The organism is Larkinella rosea (assembly GCF_003858635.1).
GTDB classification, from domain to species: Bacteria; Bacteroidota; Bacteroidia; order Cytophagales; family Spirosomataceae; genus Larkinella; species Larkinella rosea.
Map to the genome: position 1 here is coordinate 1,660,639 of NZ_RQJO01000007.1, position 15,471 is coordinate 1,676,109.

At 49.2% G+C, this 15,471-nt stretch carries 15 protein-coding genes; 9 read left to right on the forward strand and 6 right to left on the reverse strand.

What is annotated here, in order from left to right; all coding sequences use genetic code 11:
- Window positions 1-53: 53 nt before the first annotated feature.
- Together EHT25_RS07015 and EHT25_RS07020 are read left to right on the forward strand one after the other, a co-directional pair.
- Window positions 54-701 carry an SCO family protein gene (locus EHT25_RS07015; RefSeq protein ID WP_124872669.1) on the forward strand — a complete coding sequence of 216 codons (648 nt, stop codon included), beginning with the start codon at window positions 54-56 and terminating at the stop codon, window positions 699-701.
- Window positions 698-1,141 (forward strand): c-type cytochrome, encoded by a 444-nt coding sequence (locus EHT25_RS07020; protein WP_124872671.1) that lies wholly within the window; start codon window positions 698-700, stop codon window positions 1,139-1,141. The genes EHT25_RS07015 and EHT25_RS07020 overlap by 4 nt, the downstream gene beginning before the upstream one ends.
- On the opposite strand, the gene lptC is transcribed toward EHT25_RS07020, so the two are convergent.
- The 3 genes from lptC to EHT25_RS07035 all read right to left on the reverse strand — a co-directional run bounded on the left by lptC (window position 1,138) and on the right by EHT25_RS07035 (window position 3,791).
- The gene (gene lptC / locus EHT25_RS07025; protein ID WP_124872673.1) at window positions 1,138-1,692 is read right to left on the reverse strand and encodes an LPS export ABC transporter periplasmic protein LptC; all 555 of its coding nucleotides are present in this window, start codon (window positions 1,690-1,692) and stop codon (window positions 1,138-1,140) included. The two genes, EHT25_RS07020 and lptC, sit on opposite strands and share 4 nt — an antisense overlap.
- A 97-nt stretch (window positions 1,693-1,789) precedes the next feature.
- A complete protein-coding gene (bamG, locus tag EHT25_RS07030; RefSeq protein ID WP_124872675.1) occupies window positions 1,790-3,016 on the reverse strand; it encodes a BamG family beta-barrel-assembly machinery protein in 1,227 nt (408 codons plus the stop codon).
- A 43-nt stretch (window positions 3,017-3,059) separates the two neighbouring features.
- Window positions 3,060-3,791 carry a type III pantothenate kinase gene (locus EHT25_RS07035; RefSeq protein WP_124872677.1) on the reverse strand — a complete coding sequence of 244 codons (732 nt, stop codon included), beginning with the start codon at window positions 3,789-3,791 and terminating at the stop codon, window positions 3,060-3,062.
- Window positions 3,792-3,859: 68 nt separating this feature from the next.
- On the opposite strand from EHT25_RS07035, the gene EHT25_RS07040 reads away from it, so the two are divergent.
- The 5 genes from EHT25_RS07040 (at window position 3,860) to EHT25_RS07060 (ending at window position 9,714) form a co-directional block, all read left to right on the forward strand.
- Window positions 3,860-5,005 carry a mechanosensitive ion channel family protein gene (locus EHT25_RS07040; protein ID WP_124872679.1) on the forward strand — a complete coding sequence of 382 codons (1,146 nt, stop codon included), beginning with the start codon at window positions 3,860-3,862 and terminating at the stop codon, window positions 5,003-5,005.
- Window positions 5,006-5,394: 389 nt separating this feature from the next.
- Complete coding sequence (gene rho, locus EHT25_RS07045; RefSeq protein ID WP_124872681.1) at window positions 5,395-7,431, forward strand: transcription termination factor Rho; 2,037 nt, start codon at window positions 5,395-5,397, stop codon at window positions 7,429-7,431.
- Between the two features lie 258 nt (window positions 7,432-7,689).
- Complete coding sequence (locus EHT25_RS07050; protein ID WP_124872683.1) at window positions 7,690-8,616, forward strand: OmpA family protein; 927 nt, start codon at window positions 7,690-7,692, stop codon at window positions 8,614-8,616.
- 32 nt (window positions 8,617-8,648) lie between these two features.
- Entirely contained in the window at window positions 8,649-9,134 is a 486-nt protein-coding gene (locus EHT25_RS07055) for a helix-hairpin-helix domain-containing protein (protein WP_124872685.1), read from the forward strand.
- Between the two features lie 34 nt (window positions 9,135-9,168).
- A complete protein-coding gene (locus EHT25_RS07060) occupies window positions 9,169-9,714 on the forward strand; it encodes a helix-hairpin-helix domain-containing protein (RefSeq protein WP_124872687.1) in 546 nt (181 codons plus the stop codon).
- An 89-nt stretch (window positions 9,715-9,803) separates the two neighbouring features.
- Here EHT25_RS07060 and htpG read toward each other — a convergent pair whose 3' ends face one another.
- Window positions 9,804-11,633 (reverse strand): molecular chaperone HtpG, encoded by a 1,830-nt coding sequence (gene htpG / locus EHT25_RS07065; RefSeq protein ID WP_124872689.1) that lies wholly within the window; start codon window positions 11,631-11,633, stop codon window positions 9,804-9,806.
- Between the two features lie 295 nt (window positions 11,634-11,928).
- On the opposite strand from htpG, the gene EHT25_RS07070 reads away from it, so the two are divergent.
- On the forward strand, window positions 11,929-12,237 hold the full coding sequence (locus tag EHT25_RS07070; RefSeq protein ID WP_124872691.1) for a rhodanese-like domain-containing protein: 309 nt from the start codon (window positions 11,929-11,931) through the stop codon (window positions 12,235-12,237).
- Window positions 12,238-12,242: 5 nt separating this feature from the next.
- Here the strand turns inward: EHT25_RS07070 and dapF are convergent, their stop codons facing one another.
- Window positions 12,243-13,013 (reverse strand): diaminopimelate epimerase, encoded by a 771-nt coding sequence (gene dapF, locus EHT25_RS07075; protein WP_124873541.1) that lies wholly within the window; start codon window positions 13,011-13,013, stop codon window positions 12,243-12,245.
- Window positions 13,014-13,152: 139 nt separating this feature from the next.
- Window positions 13,153-13,524, reverse strand: coding sequence for a 50S ribosomal protein L19 (rplS, locus tag EHT25_RS07080; protein ID WP_124872693.1), 372 nt, complete (start codon window positions 13,522-13,524; stop codon window positions 13,153-13,155).
- A gap of 174 nt (window positions 13,525-13,698) precedes the next feature.
- Between rplS and EHT25_RS07085 the strand changes: the two genes are divergently transcribed.
- Window positions 13,699-15,198, forward strand: a complete 1,500-nt coding sequence (locus EHT25_RS07085; RefSeq protein ID WP_124872695.1) for an NAD(P)H-hydrate dehydratase — start codon at window positions 13,699-13,701, stop codon at window positions 15,196-15,198.
- Window positions 15,199-15,471 lie beyond the last annotated feature (273 nt).

The following is a 15,471-nucleotide window of genomic DNA, read 5'->3' on the forward strand; positions in this document are numbered from 1 at the left end:
TGATTGATTAACCGGTTTTCTTATTTGTCTTCACCGGTTTTTACGGTTTTAGTATGTACTCTGCATTAAAAAATAGCTTCGCGGTCGTCCTTCTTGGCTTTTTGTCGGCCTGCTCATCGAGTGAAAACCGCTTGCCCATCATGGGCGAACGGGACGTTATCACCAAAGAAGTGGACGGAAAAACCGTTACGGATACGGCCTATTACCAGATTCCGCCGTTTCAGTTTGTCAATCAGGATAGCCTGCCGGTTTCTGACAAGACCTTCGACGGAAAAATTTACGTGTCCGACTTTTTCTTCATTTCCTGTCCGACAATCTGTCCGAAAATGAAGACCCAAATGAAGCGGGTTTACGACAAATTTAAAGGAAATCCGGATGTGATGATTTTGTCATATACCATCGACCCGGTCCACGATACTCCCCCTGTTCTGAAAGAATTTGCTACGAACCTGGGCGTCACCGGCAACCAATGGCAGTTTGCCACGGGGAAAAAAGAGGACATTTTCAAAACCGGTAAGAGCTACATGGTGGTGGCCCAGGAAGATGCCGGTGCGCCGGGAGGGCTGCTACACAGCGGCCATTTCGTATTGGTCGACAAGGAAAAACACGTTCGGGGGATGTACGATGGCACAACCGAAGAAGGCGCGGATAAACTCATGGGGGATATCGACCGACTGCTGGCCGAATACAAAAAGCAATGAGAAAATTTTCAATTGGACTAGTCGTTGTTCCGCTGCTGTTGCAAACCGCCTGCCAAAGTCAGGAAGAACTGAAACAGGAAAAATATTTTGTTGAAGGCTACCAACTCTACACCGAACACTGCGCCAACTGCCACCAAACCGACGGAAAAGGTCTCGAAGCACTTTATCCACCTATCAGCGGTTCTGATTACTTAAAAAATAAGGAACAGATCATTTGCCTGATCCGGTATGGACAGAACGAACCGATTGTCGTGAACGGACGCTCGTTTCACCGGCCAATGCCCGCTAATCCGCAATTAACGGACATCGATGTAGCCGAAATTACCACCTTTCTCTACAACAAATGGGGTGGAGAGTCTGTCATTACGGACGTAAAAGAAGTCAGCAAGATACTTGATACGTGCCGGGTTCAGCGGGAAAGAGCAAAGGTTATTAATTAGTTTCCGTCACCTTTCAGTCGGAAAACACCCGTTGGTTTACGAATAAAATAATGAGAGAACGATTGATCGGTATCTAAACCGACGCCCTCCAGTCGTTCGTTGGACTTTTTGCTGAGGATCTTCACCGGTTTTTCGGTATACACTTTCTTGGTCGTTGGATTCCAGTTCAGTTCCGGTGTATACAACTCCTCATTTTTCTTCTTATTGACTACCACCACGTTGCCCATGACGCGGTAGTAGTTCTGAGCCTGGAAGTAACGACCGGAATCAGCACGTAGCGTGGTTTCGACCTGCTGATCGGGGCCGTAAAACTCAATGTGGACGGTTTTTGGATAAACACGGTCGCTGGATTGGTATTTGTACTGCAAAGGCGTTTCCATTTTGACCTTCAACTGTCCCAATTCGCTGTAATGAATCCGCACATCGTTGATTTCTTCCAGCGGACCGGTGTAAGGCTCCGTCTTTTTAACCGCCGACTCTTCCTTACATCCGGTTAAGCCGAGCGCTAAGATACTTGCCAGTAAAGAACTGAGAATAAGCCTGCCAATCATTTTGTTGGTGTGAATTTACCTTCCAAAAACACCGTCAGTACCTGCTGGGTTCATTCAAATGATCAAATGGCAAAGCAAGTCGCCTGAAAACCGGCTTTTAATCGACTTTGGAGCGATGGAACCACTGCTGATTGAGCGACAAGCCTAGCCCAATCTTAACATACCGTTCCTTGATCTGATTATCGATCACGGTTCCGCGCTGACCGCCGGTTAAGGAAATGGTCATTGAATTGACAAATTGTCCCACCGGCAATGAAAATCCTAAACTGGCACTCATATCCGTTGGCTGTTTTCCACTGACTGAATACGGTAATTTGGAATAGTTGAAGCCGACTCGGTAGGGAATCAATTCCAAATAACGCAGCGAGCGGGTTTTGGGGGTAAACTCCAGACCGGCACCGAACGAATAACTGTCTTTTAAATTACCGGGCGTACCCCCCAAACCTTTGTATTTCGACCAGGGCTGGTATCCAAATTCCACACCAAAAGCGAGTTTTTGCGATTTTTCAAGAACGATTCCGCCTTTAAACTGAGCAGGCAATGTAATGGAGCCATTCGTACGACTGCTAACGGTATCGGGGGTCGAAATCTGGGTTCCGCTGGCATCGATTTGCTGGTAAGTATCGACCGATTTACCGCCAAGTCTGGTCATCGGATCAACCGTTGCACCGACGTTCAGGAACCAGTCTTTGGCAATTTTGGGGCGCCAGGCTGCCCCAAACCGCCAAACTACATCGCTATAACTGGTAAGTGTCGAGCGTTTAACGGTAATATCATCTCCGCCGATGAGCAGGCGCGAATCTGAATCGTTGGTAATATTCCCAAAGAGAAATGCGGCTTCGACCCCGACAAAAAAGTTTCTGGTAATGCTAAACCCGTTGGTGAAAACCGCTTTGTTAAGCCCGCCTTTTCCGTGATAGACGTATTCTGACTCGTAAATGGTACCCGGTACTTTCTGATACTGTGTCGTTTGGTAATCGACGTAGCTATATGGCCGTAACCCGATACCCGCCGACCAGTACCGGGTGACCGGAAACGTCAACGTCAAGTAACTAATGTTAGCGCCAAAATCCCGCTGGCTTTGTCCCCGGCTATCCGAAAGCCGTTTGGTTTGCCCGAGCAACCCCACTTCAAAAATGGTATAGCGGTTCCGGACCAGCAAAGCCGGATTGACACTATTCAGGAAAAAACCATTTGCGTAGGCCGTTCCCAGGCCACCCATCCCCATGTTGGTGATGTTGTTGTTGCCGTAGATTTCACCAATACCCAGCGCTGAATAAGGAGAATTGCCTAAACCTTGTGCCTGTGCGGGCAACTGAGCCATTCCAAGCAGGAAAAAGGCGGTAAATAAGACGGAGTAACATCCGTTACGAGAGGTCGACATTATGTTCTAAAATACGATTCAATCCGATAAGCACCAGTTCCGGTACTACAAAGATGGGGGGTTTCAGGCTACTTTCAAAAAACGGAGCGTCTCCCCCACAGATTAACACCCTCACAGCCGGGTGATCCTGACGGTGCGCGTCGATAATTCCATTCAGTTCGGCCAGCAATCCGTTGATGACGCCAGCCTGCATGGCCTGCCGGGTATTTTTCCCCAGCAACGTAGGACGACGTTCCTCCGGTTCAACCAGAGGTAGCCTTTCTGTAAACGAATGCATTGCCCGGAATCGCATACGAAAACCGGGAGAAATCATTCCGCCGTGAAAAACCGAGTCTTCATCCACGTAGTCATACGTTACACAGGTACCCATGTCAATCACCAGGCAAGCATCCTCCGGAAACTGTACTTTAGCCCCCACAGCCGACGCGATCCGGTCGGAGCCGAGGGTGTTTGGTGTATCATACCGTTTCTCCATCGGCACCGGTGTACGACCGTCAACCGATAGCCAGAATGTTCCGGTTTTCAGCACCAACTGCTCCCGCAATTGTTCTGCCGGACGATTGGTCGATGAAATAACCACTGCGGCCGGCGCATACCTTTCAAGCAATTCCTGTAAATTCCCGATGGTTAATTGAGTATAAACGTCCACCGGTTTTCCATCCTCGAAAAAACCAGCTTTGATGGCGCTGTTACCCCAGTCAATGGCGATATTCATTACTGCAAAAATTGCAAATTGGTACCAGATTCCTCCATACAAGACGTTAAAAATGCTTAAAATGCGGCATGGAGTCATTAAAAATTTGGTTTGAGCATCGTATCCTGGAAAATTCCGTAGGCAATCTGCTGGTGTTTGTCCTCATTATATTGTTGAGTCTGTGGCTGAAGCGAATCCTTTCGATGCTGTTGAGTCGCTTTTTTTACCGGTTGGTTAAACCGGAAGCGGGCTCCATCCCGATCAGCGACTTTATCCGGTTGATGCGCAAGCCAATCGAGTTTTTTATCCTGTTGGTCATGCTTTTTCTGGCCTTCGATCGACTGGCCATTCCCGAGCAATGGGGCCTGGTGCCGCGTACCGAGTTTGGCTATCGGCTCGTCGTGATCCGGCTTTTCCAAACCACGCTGATGATTACCCTGGCCTGGATCGCCATCCGGTTTGTGAAGTTCATTGGCCTGATTTTTCAGAAACGCGCTGAACTGACCAAAACCAAACTCGACGATCAGTTGGTGCCGTTCGTCCGCGACCTGATGATCATGGTGGTGCTGGCCATTGCCTTTTTTGCCACGCTAAGCATCGTTTTCGACGTTAACGTCATTGCCCTCGTTACGAGTCTGGGTATTGGCGGTTTAGCCATTGCGCTGGCCGCCCGCGAAACGCTCGAAAATTTATTTGCGTCGTTTGCCATTTTACTCGATCGACCTTTTATTACGGGCGACACCGTTACCGCCGGTACGGGGCCAAATCAGGTAACCGGTACCGTTGAAAAAATCGGATTCCGCAGCACCCGGCTCCGCACCGACGACGGCAGCCAGATTGCGGTTCCCAACCGGCTGATGATTTCGCAATCGCTCGACAACCTGACCCAGCGGAGCCAGCGACGCACCAAATTTTTCCTTCATCTGGCGCTCGACACCCCTCCCGAAACACTCCGGAACATTGTAGATGAAATTAAACAATGGCTTGACAATGAGCCCCAAACCAATCAAAATCCGGCTCTGATCCAATTCGATTCTTTTGGTGAAAGTTCCCTCGACATCCTTATCCAGTATTACGTTGCAACCAGTGATTTCCGGGAATTCAGCAAGGTAAAAGAAATCGTGAACTATCAATTGATTGATATTGTTAAAAGACATGACGGGCAGTTTGCATTTCCGGCAAGAATGTTGTATCTTCGAACTCAATCAGCGACCCCGCTCGAAAATCAAAAATAAATAACCGGCTACTTTTGATTAAATTCTAAAACATTTGCGGGTTTTGCTCGTTCTTGTTGACAAAGCGGGATTAAACTCTTAACATTGTGGTCATATAGGTTCTGACCCGATTCACTGGTGTTCTGCCTTTTATCCATGTAATCTGAGGCTGCAAGCCAAATCCACCTGAACAAACTGTCCCCGTTAAAGCGCACCACGCACCAGCGTAGTGGGATTGTTACTAAAACAGTTTCTGCATGTGATCGGTCAAGCAAGTATCTGACTTGTAATTAATCATAAATTTAAAGCAGTACTTTTCCCCATTTGGATTCATTCATCCACGGCTCGCCGTAGCGACAATTATCTCTCATTCATCAAGTAAAGCCCTCTTTGCTTACTCTGGCTTTTTTATGTACAATAAGGAAGAACTCGAACTGAAACTATTATCAGAATTAAAATCGATTGCTGAGTCATTCAGTATTCGTGACATTAGTAAATTCAATAAAAAAGAGTTGGTCTACAAAATCCTGGACCAGCAGTCTTTATTGCCTGACCCCGTCCCGACCGCTTCTGAAAACGGTAAACCCGTAACGGCTGAAGCCGCTCAGGCCGCACCAGCGGAAGCCCCCCGTCGCGGTCGCCGTCCCCGATCGGAACCAGCGCCGGTAGCTGAATTGGCCCCGGTTACCCAACCAGACCCGATTCCAGTCGCCGAGCCGGTGCAACCCGTGCAACCAATGCCCGCTTTGGAGGCCCAACCCGAACAACCCAGGGTTTCAAACATCCGTCCGCCCCGTGATACGAATCCGAATCAACGCAACGGACGTCCAACTGAACCCACTCAGGCCCGGCCTCAAAACCGCCGTGGTCCGGAGCAAACCGGCCCGGTCCGTCCGGTTCGCAATGAGTATTCCGATCCGAACGACCGGCGGGTACGCCAGCGCATCCGCAAAGATGATGAAGGGAACAAATTAGAAAGCCCAGCCACTTCCTCGGTTGACAAACCAGCTGAGAATAAAGGCTTTCAAAATAAAGGTTCCCGTTCGGATCAACCCCGCAACCGGCAAAATGAACTCGAACAACCCGCGTTGGATTTGTCAATCGAAACCGATGCTGACGATTTTTACACCGCGCCTGCTGAAACCGAAACGGAACAAACCACTGCTGCCCCATCTCCGGAAACGTCCGAGTCGCCCGTACAAGTGGCTCAGCCAGAACCGACCACCAGCCAGGTTACAACCCAAACCGACCGTCAGCCACGTGAAGTTGCGCGTCCGGATGAGTATACAAACCGCATCCGTCGGCAGTATAACCAGCACATTCGCGAATTCGACGGTATCATTGAAAATGAAGGCGTGCTGGAAATTATGTCTGACGGGGGCTACGGATTCCTGCGGTCGGCCGATTACAATTATCTGGCCAGTCCGGATGACATATATGTGTCACCGTCACAAATCAAACTTTTTGGTTTGAAAACCGGAGATACCGTCCGTGGTCAGATTCGCCCGCCCAAGGAAGGGGAAAAATATTTTGCGCTGCTGCGTGTTTCGTCGGTTAATGGAAAAACGACCGAAGAGATTCGTGATCGGATTCCGTTTGAATACCTGACCCCACTTTTCCCGGAAGAGAAACTGAATCTAAGCTATCGCGCCGATCAGTATTCGACCCGAATCGTGGATATGTTTGCTCCGATCGGCAAAGGCCAGCGGGGGATGATTGTAGCACAGCCGAAAACCGGTAAAACCGTGCTGCTGAAAGACATCGCCAACGCCATTACGAAAAACCATCCGGAGGTTTATCTCATCATCCTGCTGATTGACGAACGTCCGGAAGAAGTTACCGACATGGCCCGCAGTGTCAATGCGGAGGTTATTTCATCGACATTCGACGAGCAGGCTGAACGGCACGTAAAAGTAGCGTCGATGGTGTTGGAAAAAGCCAAGCGGATGGTGGAATGCGGTCACGACGTCGTCATTCTGCTCGATTCTATCACGCGTTTGGCGCGGGCCTATAATACGGTTGTTCCGTCATCCGGTAAAATTCTGTCGGGTGGGGTCGATGCCAATGCGCTGCACAAACCGAAGCGGTTTTTTGGAGCAGCCCGGAACGTCGAAAATGGCGGCTCGCTGACGATCATTGCAACGGCCCTGATTGACACCGGTTCGAAGATGGATGAAGTCATTTTTGAAGAATTCAAAGGAACGGGTAACATGGAACTTCAGCTCGACCGGAAACTGTCCAACAAGCGGGTTTATCCGGCCGTGGATGTGCTGGCTTCCGGTACGCGTCGGGAAGATCTGCTGCTCGACAAAGAAACCCTGCAACGCATTTGGATTCTCCGCAAACACATGGCCGATATGAACGCTATGGAGTCGATGGACTTCCTGCTCGACCGGATGCGCGGAACCCGCAACAACGACGAATTCCTGGTATCGATGAATCGATAAACCGGTTTTTCACCGAATGTTTCTTTCAAGCCGACCCGCAATCAGAACTGATTGCGGGTCGGCTTTTTTAATAAATGCGTTTTTTTCTTCATCCATTCGTCATTCTATTAAACCCGCGAACCTTTCTTTTCGCACTTATCACTTTTGTATTTAGGTGAAACTGAAAGGAGTAACAAAAATAATTAGGGATCTGCATGACTTTCCGGCTCTGCCTCCGTCATAAGGAAAGATTGCAAACTTCAAATCCCCCGTTATTTCATGTTCACCAATAAAACTCCCTGGGCTGTTCTGCTGCTACTCTGGATGGCTGGATCAACCTATTGGCACGTGTGCCAGATTAAACAGCTTTGCGCCGACGATGATGCTCCATCTCCTGGGGCAGTTTCCGCAACCGGGGCGACTTCCGCCTTTACCGTTCCGGGATTAGCGTTTACCGACGGTTCTGCCGCTTCGTTCCAGTCGTCGGGTCACCTGGCCTTTGCCAAATCCGGCGCTGCGGTCAACCCGACCGGTGTTCAGTCTTTGCTGGATTCGTTATCGATGTACCTGAAAGCAAATCCCGGAAAAAGAATGCAGCTGACCGGTTTTTACGATCCAAATGAACAAAATCCATCGACCGATGCCAATCTGGGAGTTGCCCGCGCCAACAGCATCCGGACTTACCTGAACAGCCTGGGCATTCCTGACAGTTTGTTTACGGTACAGGGGGAAGAAAGTACCAGTCTGGCCTTCACTCCCACGGGTGATTCGCTCTACGGCGGTGTTCAGTTTTCGTTTCTGAACGAGGTGGTTGTAAAAGCACCTCAGGAAGAAGAACTAGCTAAGAGTCAAAAGTTTGCGTCCATTTTCGAGCCCATGGACCTGTATTTCAATACCGGAAAAACCACCTACATCAAAACCGCCGAAACCGCTGAGTTCCTCGCGAAAACCAGGGCATACCTGAAAGAAAATCCCGATCAAAAGCTGGTCATCACCGGTCATACCGACAATGTGGGCTCCGACGCCCTGAACCTTGCCTTGTCCAGAAAACGGGCGACTGCGGTGAAAACCCAATTTGTTAACGACGGTATTCCCGCCAGGCAGGTAATCGTCGAAGGCAAAGGAGAAGCTCAACCGCTGGCATCCAATGAAACCGAAGAAGGTCGTCGGACCAACCGACGGGCCGCCATCGTCGTCCAGAAATAATCGTCCTCAGTAAACCATAACCCATTACCACTATGTTCGAAATGAATCCCCACCAGTTGCCTAACGCCGTTATGCAGCACTGGATTATGTTGCTGGTTTCCGGCGCTTTAGGTTTCATTATTGGTTACATCGGCCGAAAGGCAACCATTCGCCAGCTCGAAATCCAGATTAGTGCCACGGCAGGTCAGGTGGAAGACTGCGTGAAATTTAGTCAGTCACAACAGGAAGACGTCGTGCTGCAGCGGATTTCTTCGCGGGCCAACGAAATCAATTTTACCCGAATTGGTCAAGCCACCTTATTACAGGCCGACGACCTGAAGGAAATCAACGGGATCGGGCCATTTTTTGAGAAAAAGCTCCACAGTTTGCGCATCTATACGTTTCGGCAGCTGGCAAACTGTACAGCCGAAGATGTGGAGAAAATCAGTGATATCATTGAATTCTTCCCCGATCGCATCGAGCGCGAAGACTGGATTGGCCAGGCCAGAAAGCTGCACCGCCGGAAATATGGAGTTTAAAACCCAATGTTTGACATAAAACAGCCACTATACCATGTTTAATTTAGATCCATTTAGCCGGGGCGTCGCCATTACTGAAATTCTGATTTTGTTGGCATTCGCTGCTCTGGTGGGCTATCTGTTGGCCCAATTGAGCACAAATGGCCGAATTAGAGAATTGAGAGCGGCCCTGGACGAACAGGAAAATGCACTGGAAGAATGTCACCGCAAACGGAGAGCGATTGCTTCGGTGGTGATTCCTCCCGCGCCCAAAACCGGTGAAAAAGTAGTCAGCGAGGAAGAAAGTATGTTCCGGAAAATCGCATCCCGCGCATCGGAATTGAACTTCACGCGCATTGGCTACTCAACCCTCAGCGAAGCGGACGATTTGAAGGAAATTGTGGGAGTCGGGCCTTTTTTTGAACGGAAGCTGCACACGCTGGGTATTTTCAGCTTTCGTCAATTGGCGAACTTCACGACCGAAGATGTAGAAAAAGTCAGCGATATCATCGAGTTCTTTCCTGACCGGATCGAACGGGAAGACTGGGTGGGTCAGGCCAAGCAACTGTACCAGGAGAAGTACGGCCGCGCGGTTAAATAACCAGTCATTGGTTTACGGTATTCGGTTTACGGCTGCTGACGCATTTTTTATTTTCGCGCTGGCAACCGTAAACCGAATACCGTAAACCGTTATAACGTTTTCACCGTCCGGCGGATGAACGCCGTCAGATCTGAACCAGACAGCATTCCTTGCGCCAGCTTAGCCAAATCCAGGCTTTGTTTCACCAGAACTTTTTGTTCGTCGGGATCGCTGGATTTCAAAATTCGGTCGGCGAGTGGGTGATTGGCATTTACGGCGATATTATAACTGTCCGGCATCGCACCAAACATATTGCGTTCGCCACTCAACGCCGACATATCTTTCATCCGGCGGAAAAATTCCGGCAACGTAATAATCACCGGTAGTTCGTCGGCTGGCATCGCTTCGACGCTCACCGTTCCTACTTTATTTTCCAGTGATTCTTCAAACAACGTTTTAAGTTTCGCCGAGTCATCTTCCGATAAAACGCTTTCGTTGTTTAACCCCTTGTCAATCAACTTGTCAAACGTATCGGCGTCGACGCGTTTCAGGCTGGTTTTTTCGAGTTTGTATTCCAGTTGATTGATAAAGTGGCTGTCGATAACCGTATCGAAGAGCAATACTTCATACCCGCGCTTCTGCGCCGACTCAACAAAACCGTGTTGTTTTTGAAGATCTGTTGTATACAGCCAGACGACTGAACCACTTTTATCGGTCTGGTTTTCCTTAACGGCCGCCGTAAATTCCTCAAACGTAAAATACTTTCCATCCACGTTTTTCACCAGACAAAATTCCTTGGCTTTTTCGTAGAATTTCTCGTCGCTGATAATACCGTATTTCACAAACAGGCCAATATCGTCGAATTTCTGCTCGAAACCAGCCCGGTCGTTGCGGAAGAGTTCCCCCAGTTTATCCGCTACTTTACGGGTAATATAACCGTTGATTTTCTTCACATTGCTATCGGCCTGCAGGAAACTCCGCGAAACGTTCAGCGGAATATCGGGCGAGTCAATCACACCGTGCAGCATCATCAGGAAGTCGGGCACGATGTCTTTCACCTCGTCGGTAATAAACACCTGGCGACTATACAACTGAATTTTTTCGCGACGAATCTGGAAATCGTTTTTCACCCGCGGGAAATACAGTACCCCCGTCAGGTTAAACGGATAATCGACATTCAAATGAATCCAGAACAAAGGTTCCTCCGACATCGGATAAAGTTCCTTGTAGAAATTCTGGTAATCTTCGTCCGTCAGCTCCGACGGCGACTTGGTCCAGATGGGCGTCGTATTATTAATGACATTTCCGTCAAACTCGATCGTTATCGGTAAAAACCGTCCGTATTTTTCCAGAATCGATTGCAGGCGGTTTTTGTCCAGAAACTCTTCCGAATCGGCGGCCATGTGCAGGATGACATCCGTACCGTGTTCGGCCCGTTCGGCTTCCGTGATTTCGAACTCCGTTGATCCGTCACAAATCCAGCGGGCCGCTTCGGAGCCTTCCTTATACGATTTGGTGATGATTTCGACGTGATCAGCTACCATGAAAGCCGAATAGAAGCCCAGGCCAAAATGGCCGATGATCGCCCCTTTCTCGTCCAGTTTGTCTTTGTACTTTTCCAGAAATTCCGAAGCCCCGGAAAACGCAATCTGGTTAATGTACTTCTTGATTTCTTCGGCGGTCATCCCGATTCCGTTGTCGCTAACGGTGATGGTCTTCGCTTCTTCGTTAAGCGTGACAGTCACTTTCAAATCGCCCAATTCGCCGTTGAATTCGCCGAATCCGGCCAGTTTTTTCAGCTTCTGAGATGCATCGACGGCATTTGAAACCAATTCCCGTAAAAAAATCTCGTGATCGGAATAGAGAAATTTTTTAATGATCGGAAAGATGTTTTCCGTATGAATCGAAATTTGACCTTTTTCCTGAATGGTCGAGCTCATGACAATAAATTGATAAAGTATGATTGACGCAATAAACTGATGCTCACACGCTACCAACAACTGTTCCAGAGCTACAAAGTGTGACAAGTTGGCAGACAAACCGGTTAATCTTTTACAGAACGGTTCAGGAGCAGGTCTGTAGGACAAAAACCCGGTTTTGGGCCTATTAAACACGAGAATCAAACGGTTCCGTGTACTATTTTGCTCAATGGCCGATATTTTCTGACCATCGAAAAACCGCACCCGCGTTTTTCGTGTTCTTCAGTCAACACCGTCTACACCAACCTTGATCCTTGTGAGCGCAAAAACGTATACTGACATTACTACGGAAGAGATGGAATCGCTGGTGATGGAACCGGAAACCGTCATAGTCGATGTCCGCGACGAATGGGAATTTGAAGAATTCAACATTGGTGGCCTGAATATTCCGCTGGCCGAAATCCGCGACAAACGCCATTATCTGCTTCCTTACGACAATGTGATTGTGGTCTGCACGAACGGCGTGCGCAGCCGGGTGGCGGTCAAAGATTTTTGCCGCCATCCCGAAATGGAAGAAAAACACCTGTATCACCTGAAAGGTGGTATTCTGGGAGCCGACGAATAAGAGAATCAGGCGTTTACCGAACCTTCATACACCCGAACGGCAGGGCCGATCAAATACAGATCCGAAAAACCGCCATCGGAATTGGCAACGAACGAAACCCTTAAATTGCCGCCAATGGTTTGAATGGAAACCGGGCTATTCATGCCGAGTTGCTGATGCGCTACCAGTGCCGAAGCCGTTACGCCCGTACCGCAGGAATACGTTTCGTCTTCAACTCCACGTTCATACGTTCTGACAAACAAGGCATTAGCACCAATCGGCTCGATAAAATTGGCATTTGTGCCACCGGGCGCAAACCGGTCGTCGTAGCGAACGGGCCGCCCTTCAGCCACCACATCCATCGACTCGACATCCTCGACCACTTTCACAAAATGCGGGGAACCCGTGTTCAGAAACGCGTAATCAGGGTGTTGTTCGATGCCGGAGATTTCATTCATTTTCAGCGAAACTTCCTGCTCAGTTACTGCCGCCGTGTGTTCGCCGTCAACTGCCAAAAACCGGGTTTCCGATTCGAACAGACCTAAATCATGCGCAAACCGAACGATGCACCGTCCGCCGTTGCCGCACATGCTGCCTTCGGCGCCGTCGGCGTTGAAGTATATCATCCGGAAATCATAATCCGGATGAGTGCGGAGCAGAATCAGGCCGTCGGCGCCAATCCCAAACCGCCGGTGACACAGCCGGGCAATCAGCTCCTGCGAAACCGGAAACGTTTCGTCGCGGTCGTCGATGAGGATAAAATCATTGCCGGTTCCCTGGTATTTGAAGAAATCGATCATTTTCTGAATTAAAAATTACCAGCAAGCTGAGGTCTAAATTCTCTCAGCTGTCTTTATAATTGTTAATTTTTATTTTTTTTGGATACAAAAAAAGCCGCCTTCACAGACAGCTTCCTTCCTGATGGGCAAGACCTGATTAAGCCTGTGGTGCTTTTGCCTTGCGTTCCTTGATCCGTGCAGCTTTTCCCTGACGACCACGCAGGTAGAATAACCGTGCGCGACGCACTTTACCCAGACGCACCAGTTCAACTTTGTCGATATTGGGCGACAGAATCGGGAAAATCCGCTCTACACCCACACCGTTTGAAATTTTGCGTACCGTAAACGTTTCTCCGTTGGTGTTTGGGTTCCGGCGTTGAATCACCGTTCCGGTATAAACCTGAATCCGCTCTTTGTTTCCTTCACGGATTTTAACGTGCACATTGACTGTATCGCCTGCTTGAAAGTTCGGAAAGTTAGACCGACGACCTGCGTTTTCAGATTCGACCAGTTTAATTAAATCACTCATGACCGTAGATATCTTCGGGGGTATAATTCTTATTGAGCCGCAAAGATAGCCAATATTTCCCGTTATATAAATAGTTGACCTGAAATAAATTGATTGAACGCCGAATGGTTGGAAGGTTAGCGGGTTTTTAGCTAATTCGCCGTTGAAGATTAAACCAGCCCTTGACAAATCCGAATGAAAATTCTGAGTGTTGAACAAACCCGTGCCCTCGATCAGTATACCATCCAACACGAACCCGTTGCGCCCATCAACCTCATGGAAAGGGCGGCTCAGGCTTTTACCGACTGGTATGTAGCCCGATTCGATAAGAGTCGGCCCGTGCGGGTATTTTGCGGTTTGGGAAACAACGGGGGCGACGGTTTGGCCATTGCCCGGCTTTTAACACAGCTGGAATATTCGGTACAAACGTACGTGGTTCGATACGCGCCCCGCGAGTCGGAGGATTTTATGCATAACCACCGGCGGCTGAAATTGATCTCCTCCATTAATTACATCGAAAATGAACGCGATATTCCGGTGATTCGGAATCGCGAAGTGGTAATTGACGCTATTTTAGGCCTGGGTTTGTCTAGAACGACGGATGGAATCGTTCAATCTGTCATTGACGCGATCAACCACAGCCCGGCAACGGTCGTAGCCGTGGATATTGCCAGCGGTCTTTTTGCCGATGCAGCCAACGGTCCCAATTCCACGATTATACGGCCCGATTATACGGTAACGTTTCATTTACCCAAATTGGCCTTTCTGCAACCGACCCTCGGAATTTACGTGGGAGAATGGCAGTGGGTTGATATTGGGCTGAGCCGGACATTTATTGAACGGGCCCCTACCACTTATTTTTACAGTTCGGAGAGTGAAGTCCGGCATTTGCTGCGTCCCCGCGACCGGTTTTCGCATAAGGGATCGTTTGGGCATGCGTTGCTGTTGGTGGGAAGCTACGGCAAAATCGGAGCCGGCGTACTGGCGTCCAAAGCCTGTCTGCGGTCGGGCGTAGGATTGCTGTCGGTTCAGGTTCCCCGTTGCGGTTACGAAATTCTGCAAACGACAGTTCCGGAAGCCATGTGCCAGCCCGACGGCCATCTGCACATTCTGACCGGCCAATCCGAAGTCGAAATTCCGGACCTCGGGACGTATTCCGCGATTGGCGTTGGGCCCGGCATTGGAACGGCACCTGAAACGCTGGCCATGCTCCGAAAACTGCTTTCCGAAGCCAAAAAACCGATGGTGATCGATGCGGATGCCATAAACCTGATTGCGCAGAATCGGGAATTGCTCGATAAAATACCCAAAAACAGCATCTTAACTCCTCACCCGAAAGAGTTTGAACGACTGACCCGACGCTGGACCAGTGATTATGACAAGCTGGGAATCCTGCGGGATTTTGCTCAGCGAAACCGATTTGTGGTGGTGCTGAAGGGAGCACACACGGCCATTGCGACTCCCGACGGTACGACGCACTTCAATTCGACCGGGAATCCGGGCATGAGCACGGGCGGAACCGGCGACGTGCTGACGGGAATTCTGACAGCATTGATTGCTCAGGGATACGATCCGGTAGAAGCCGCGGTGCTGGGTGTTTTCGAACACGGCCGGGCGGGCGACCGGGTGGCCGAAAAGCGCGGACAAATCGGATTAACGGCTTCCGACCTCATCGAAGCGCTCCGCTGGGATTAGCCGTCAGACGCTGTATCGATTGGTTCTTTTACACCTGATTTATCCGATCCGGCATGCGTAAAGACGTGCGTTTAAAAAAATATTTTTCTCCTCAATCCAATTGCCTTACAACCCTCGTAAATATTACCGGGTCTAGACCTGTGTAAATCATTCCCAATGAGTGGGGAATAGTTTCCACAATTCATCTTTTTTTTCCATTTATATAAAAATTCAAAAATTGCTTTTTACCACTTTCCTTAGCCGTAATTGTCTGTATATCAGCGCTATTCTTTA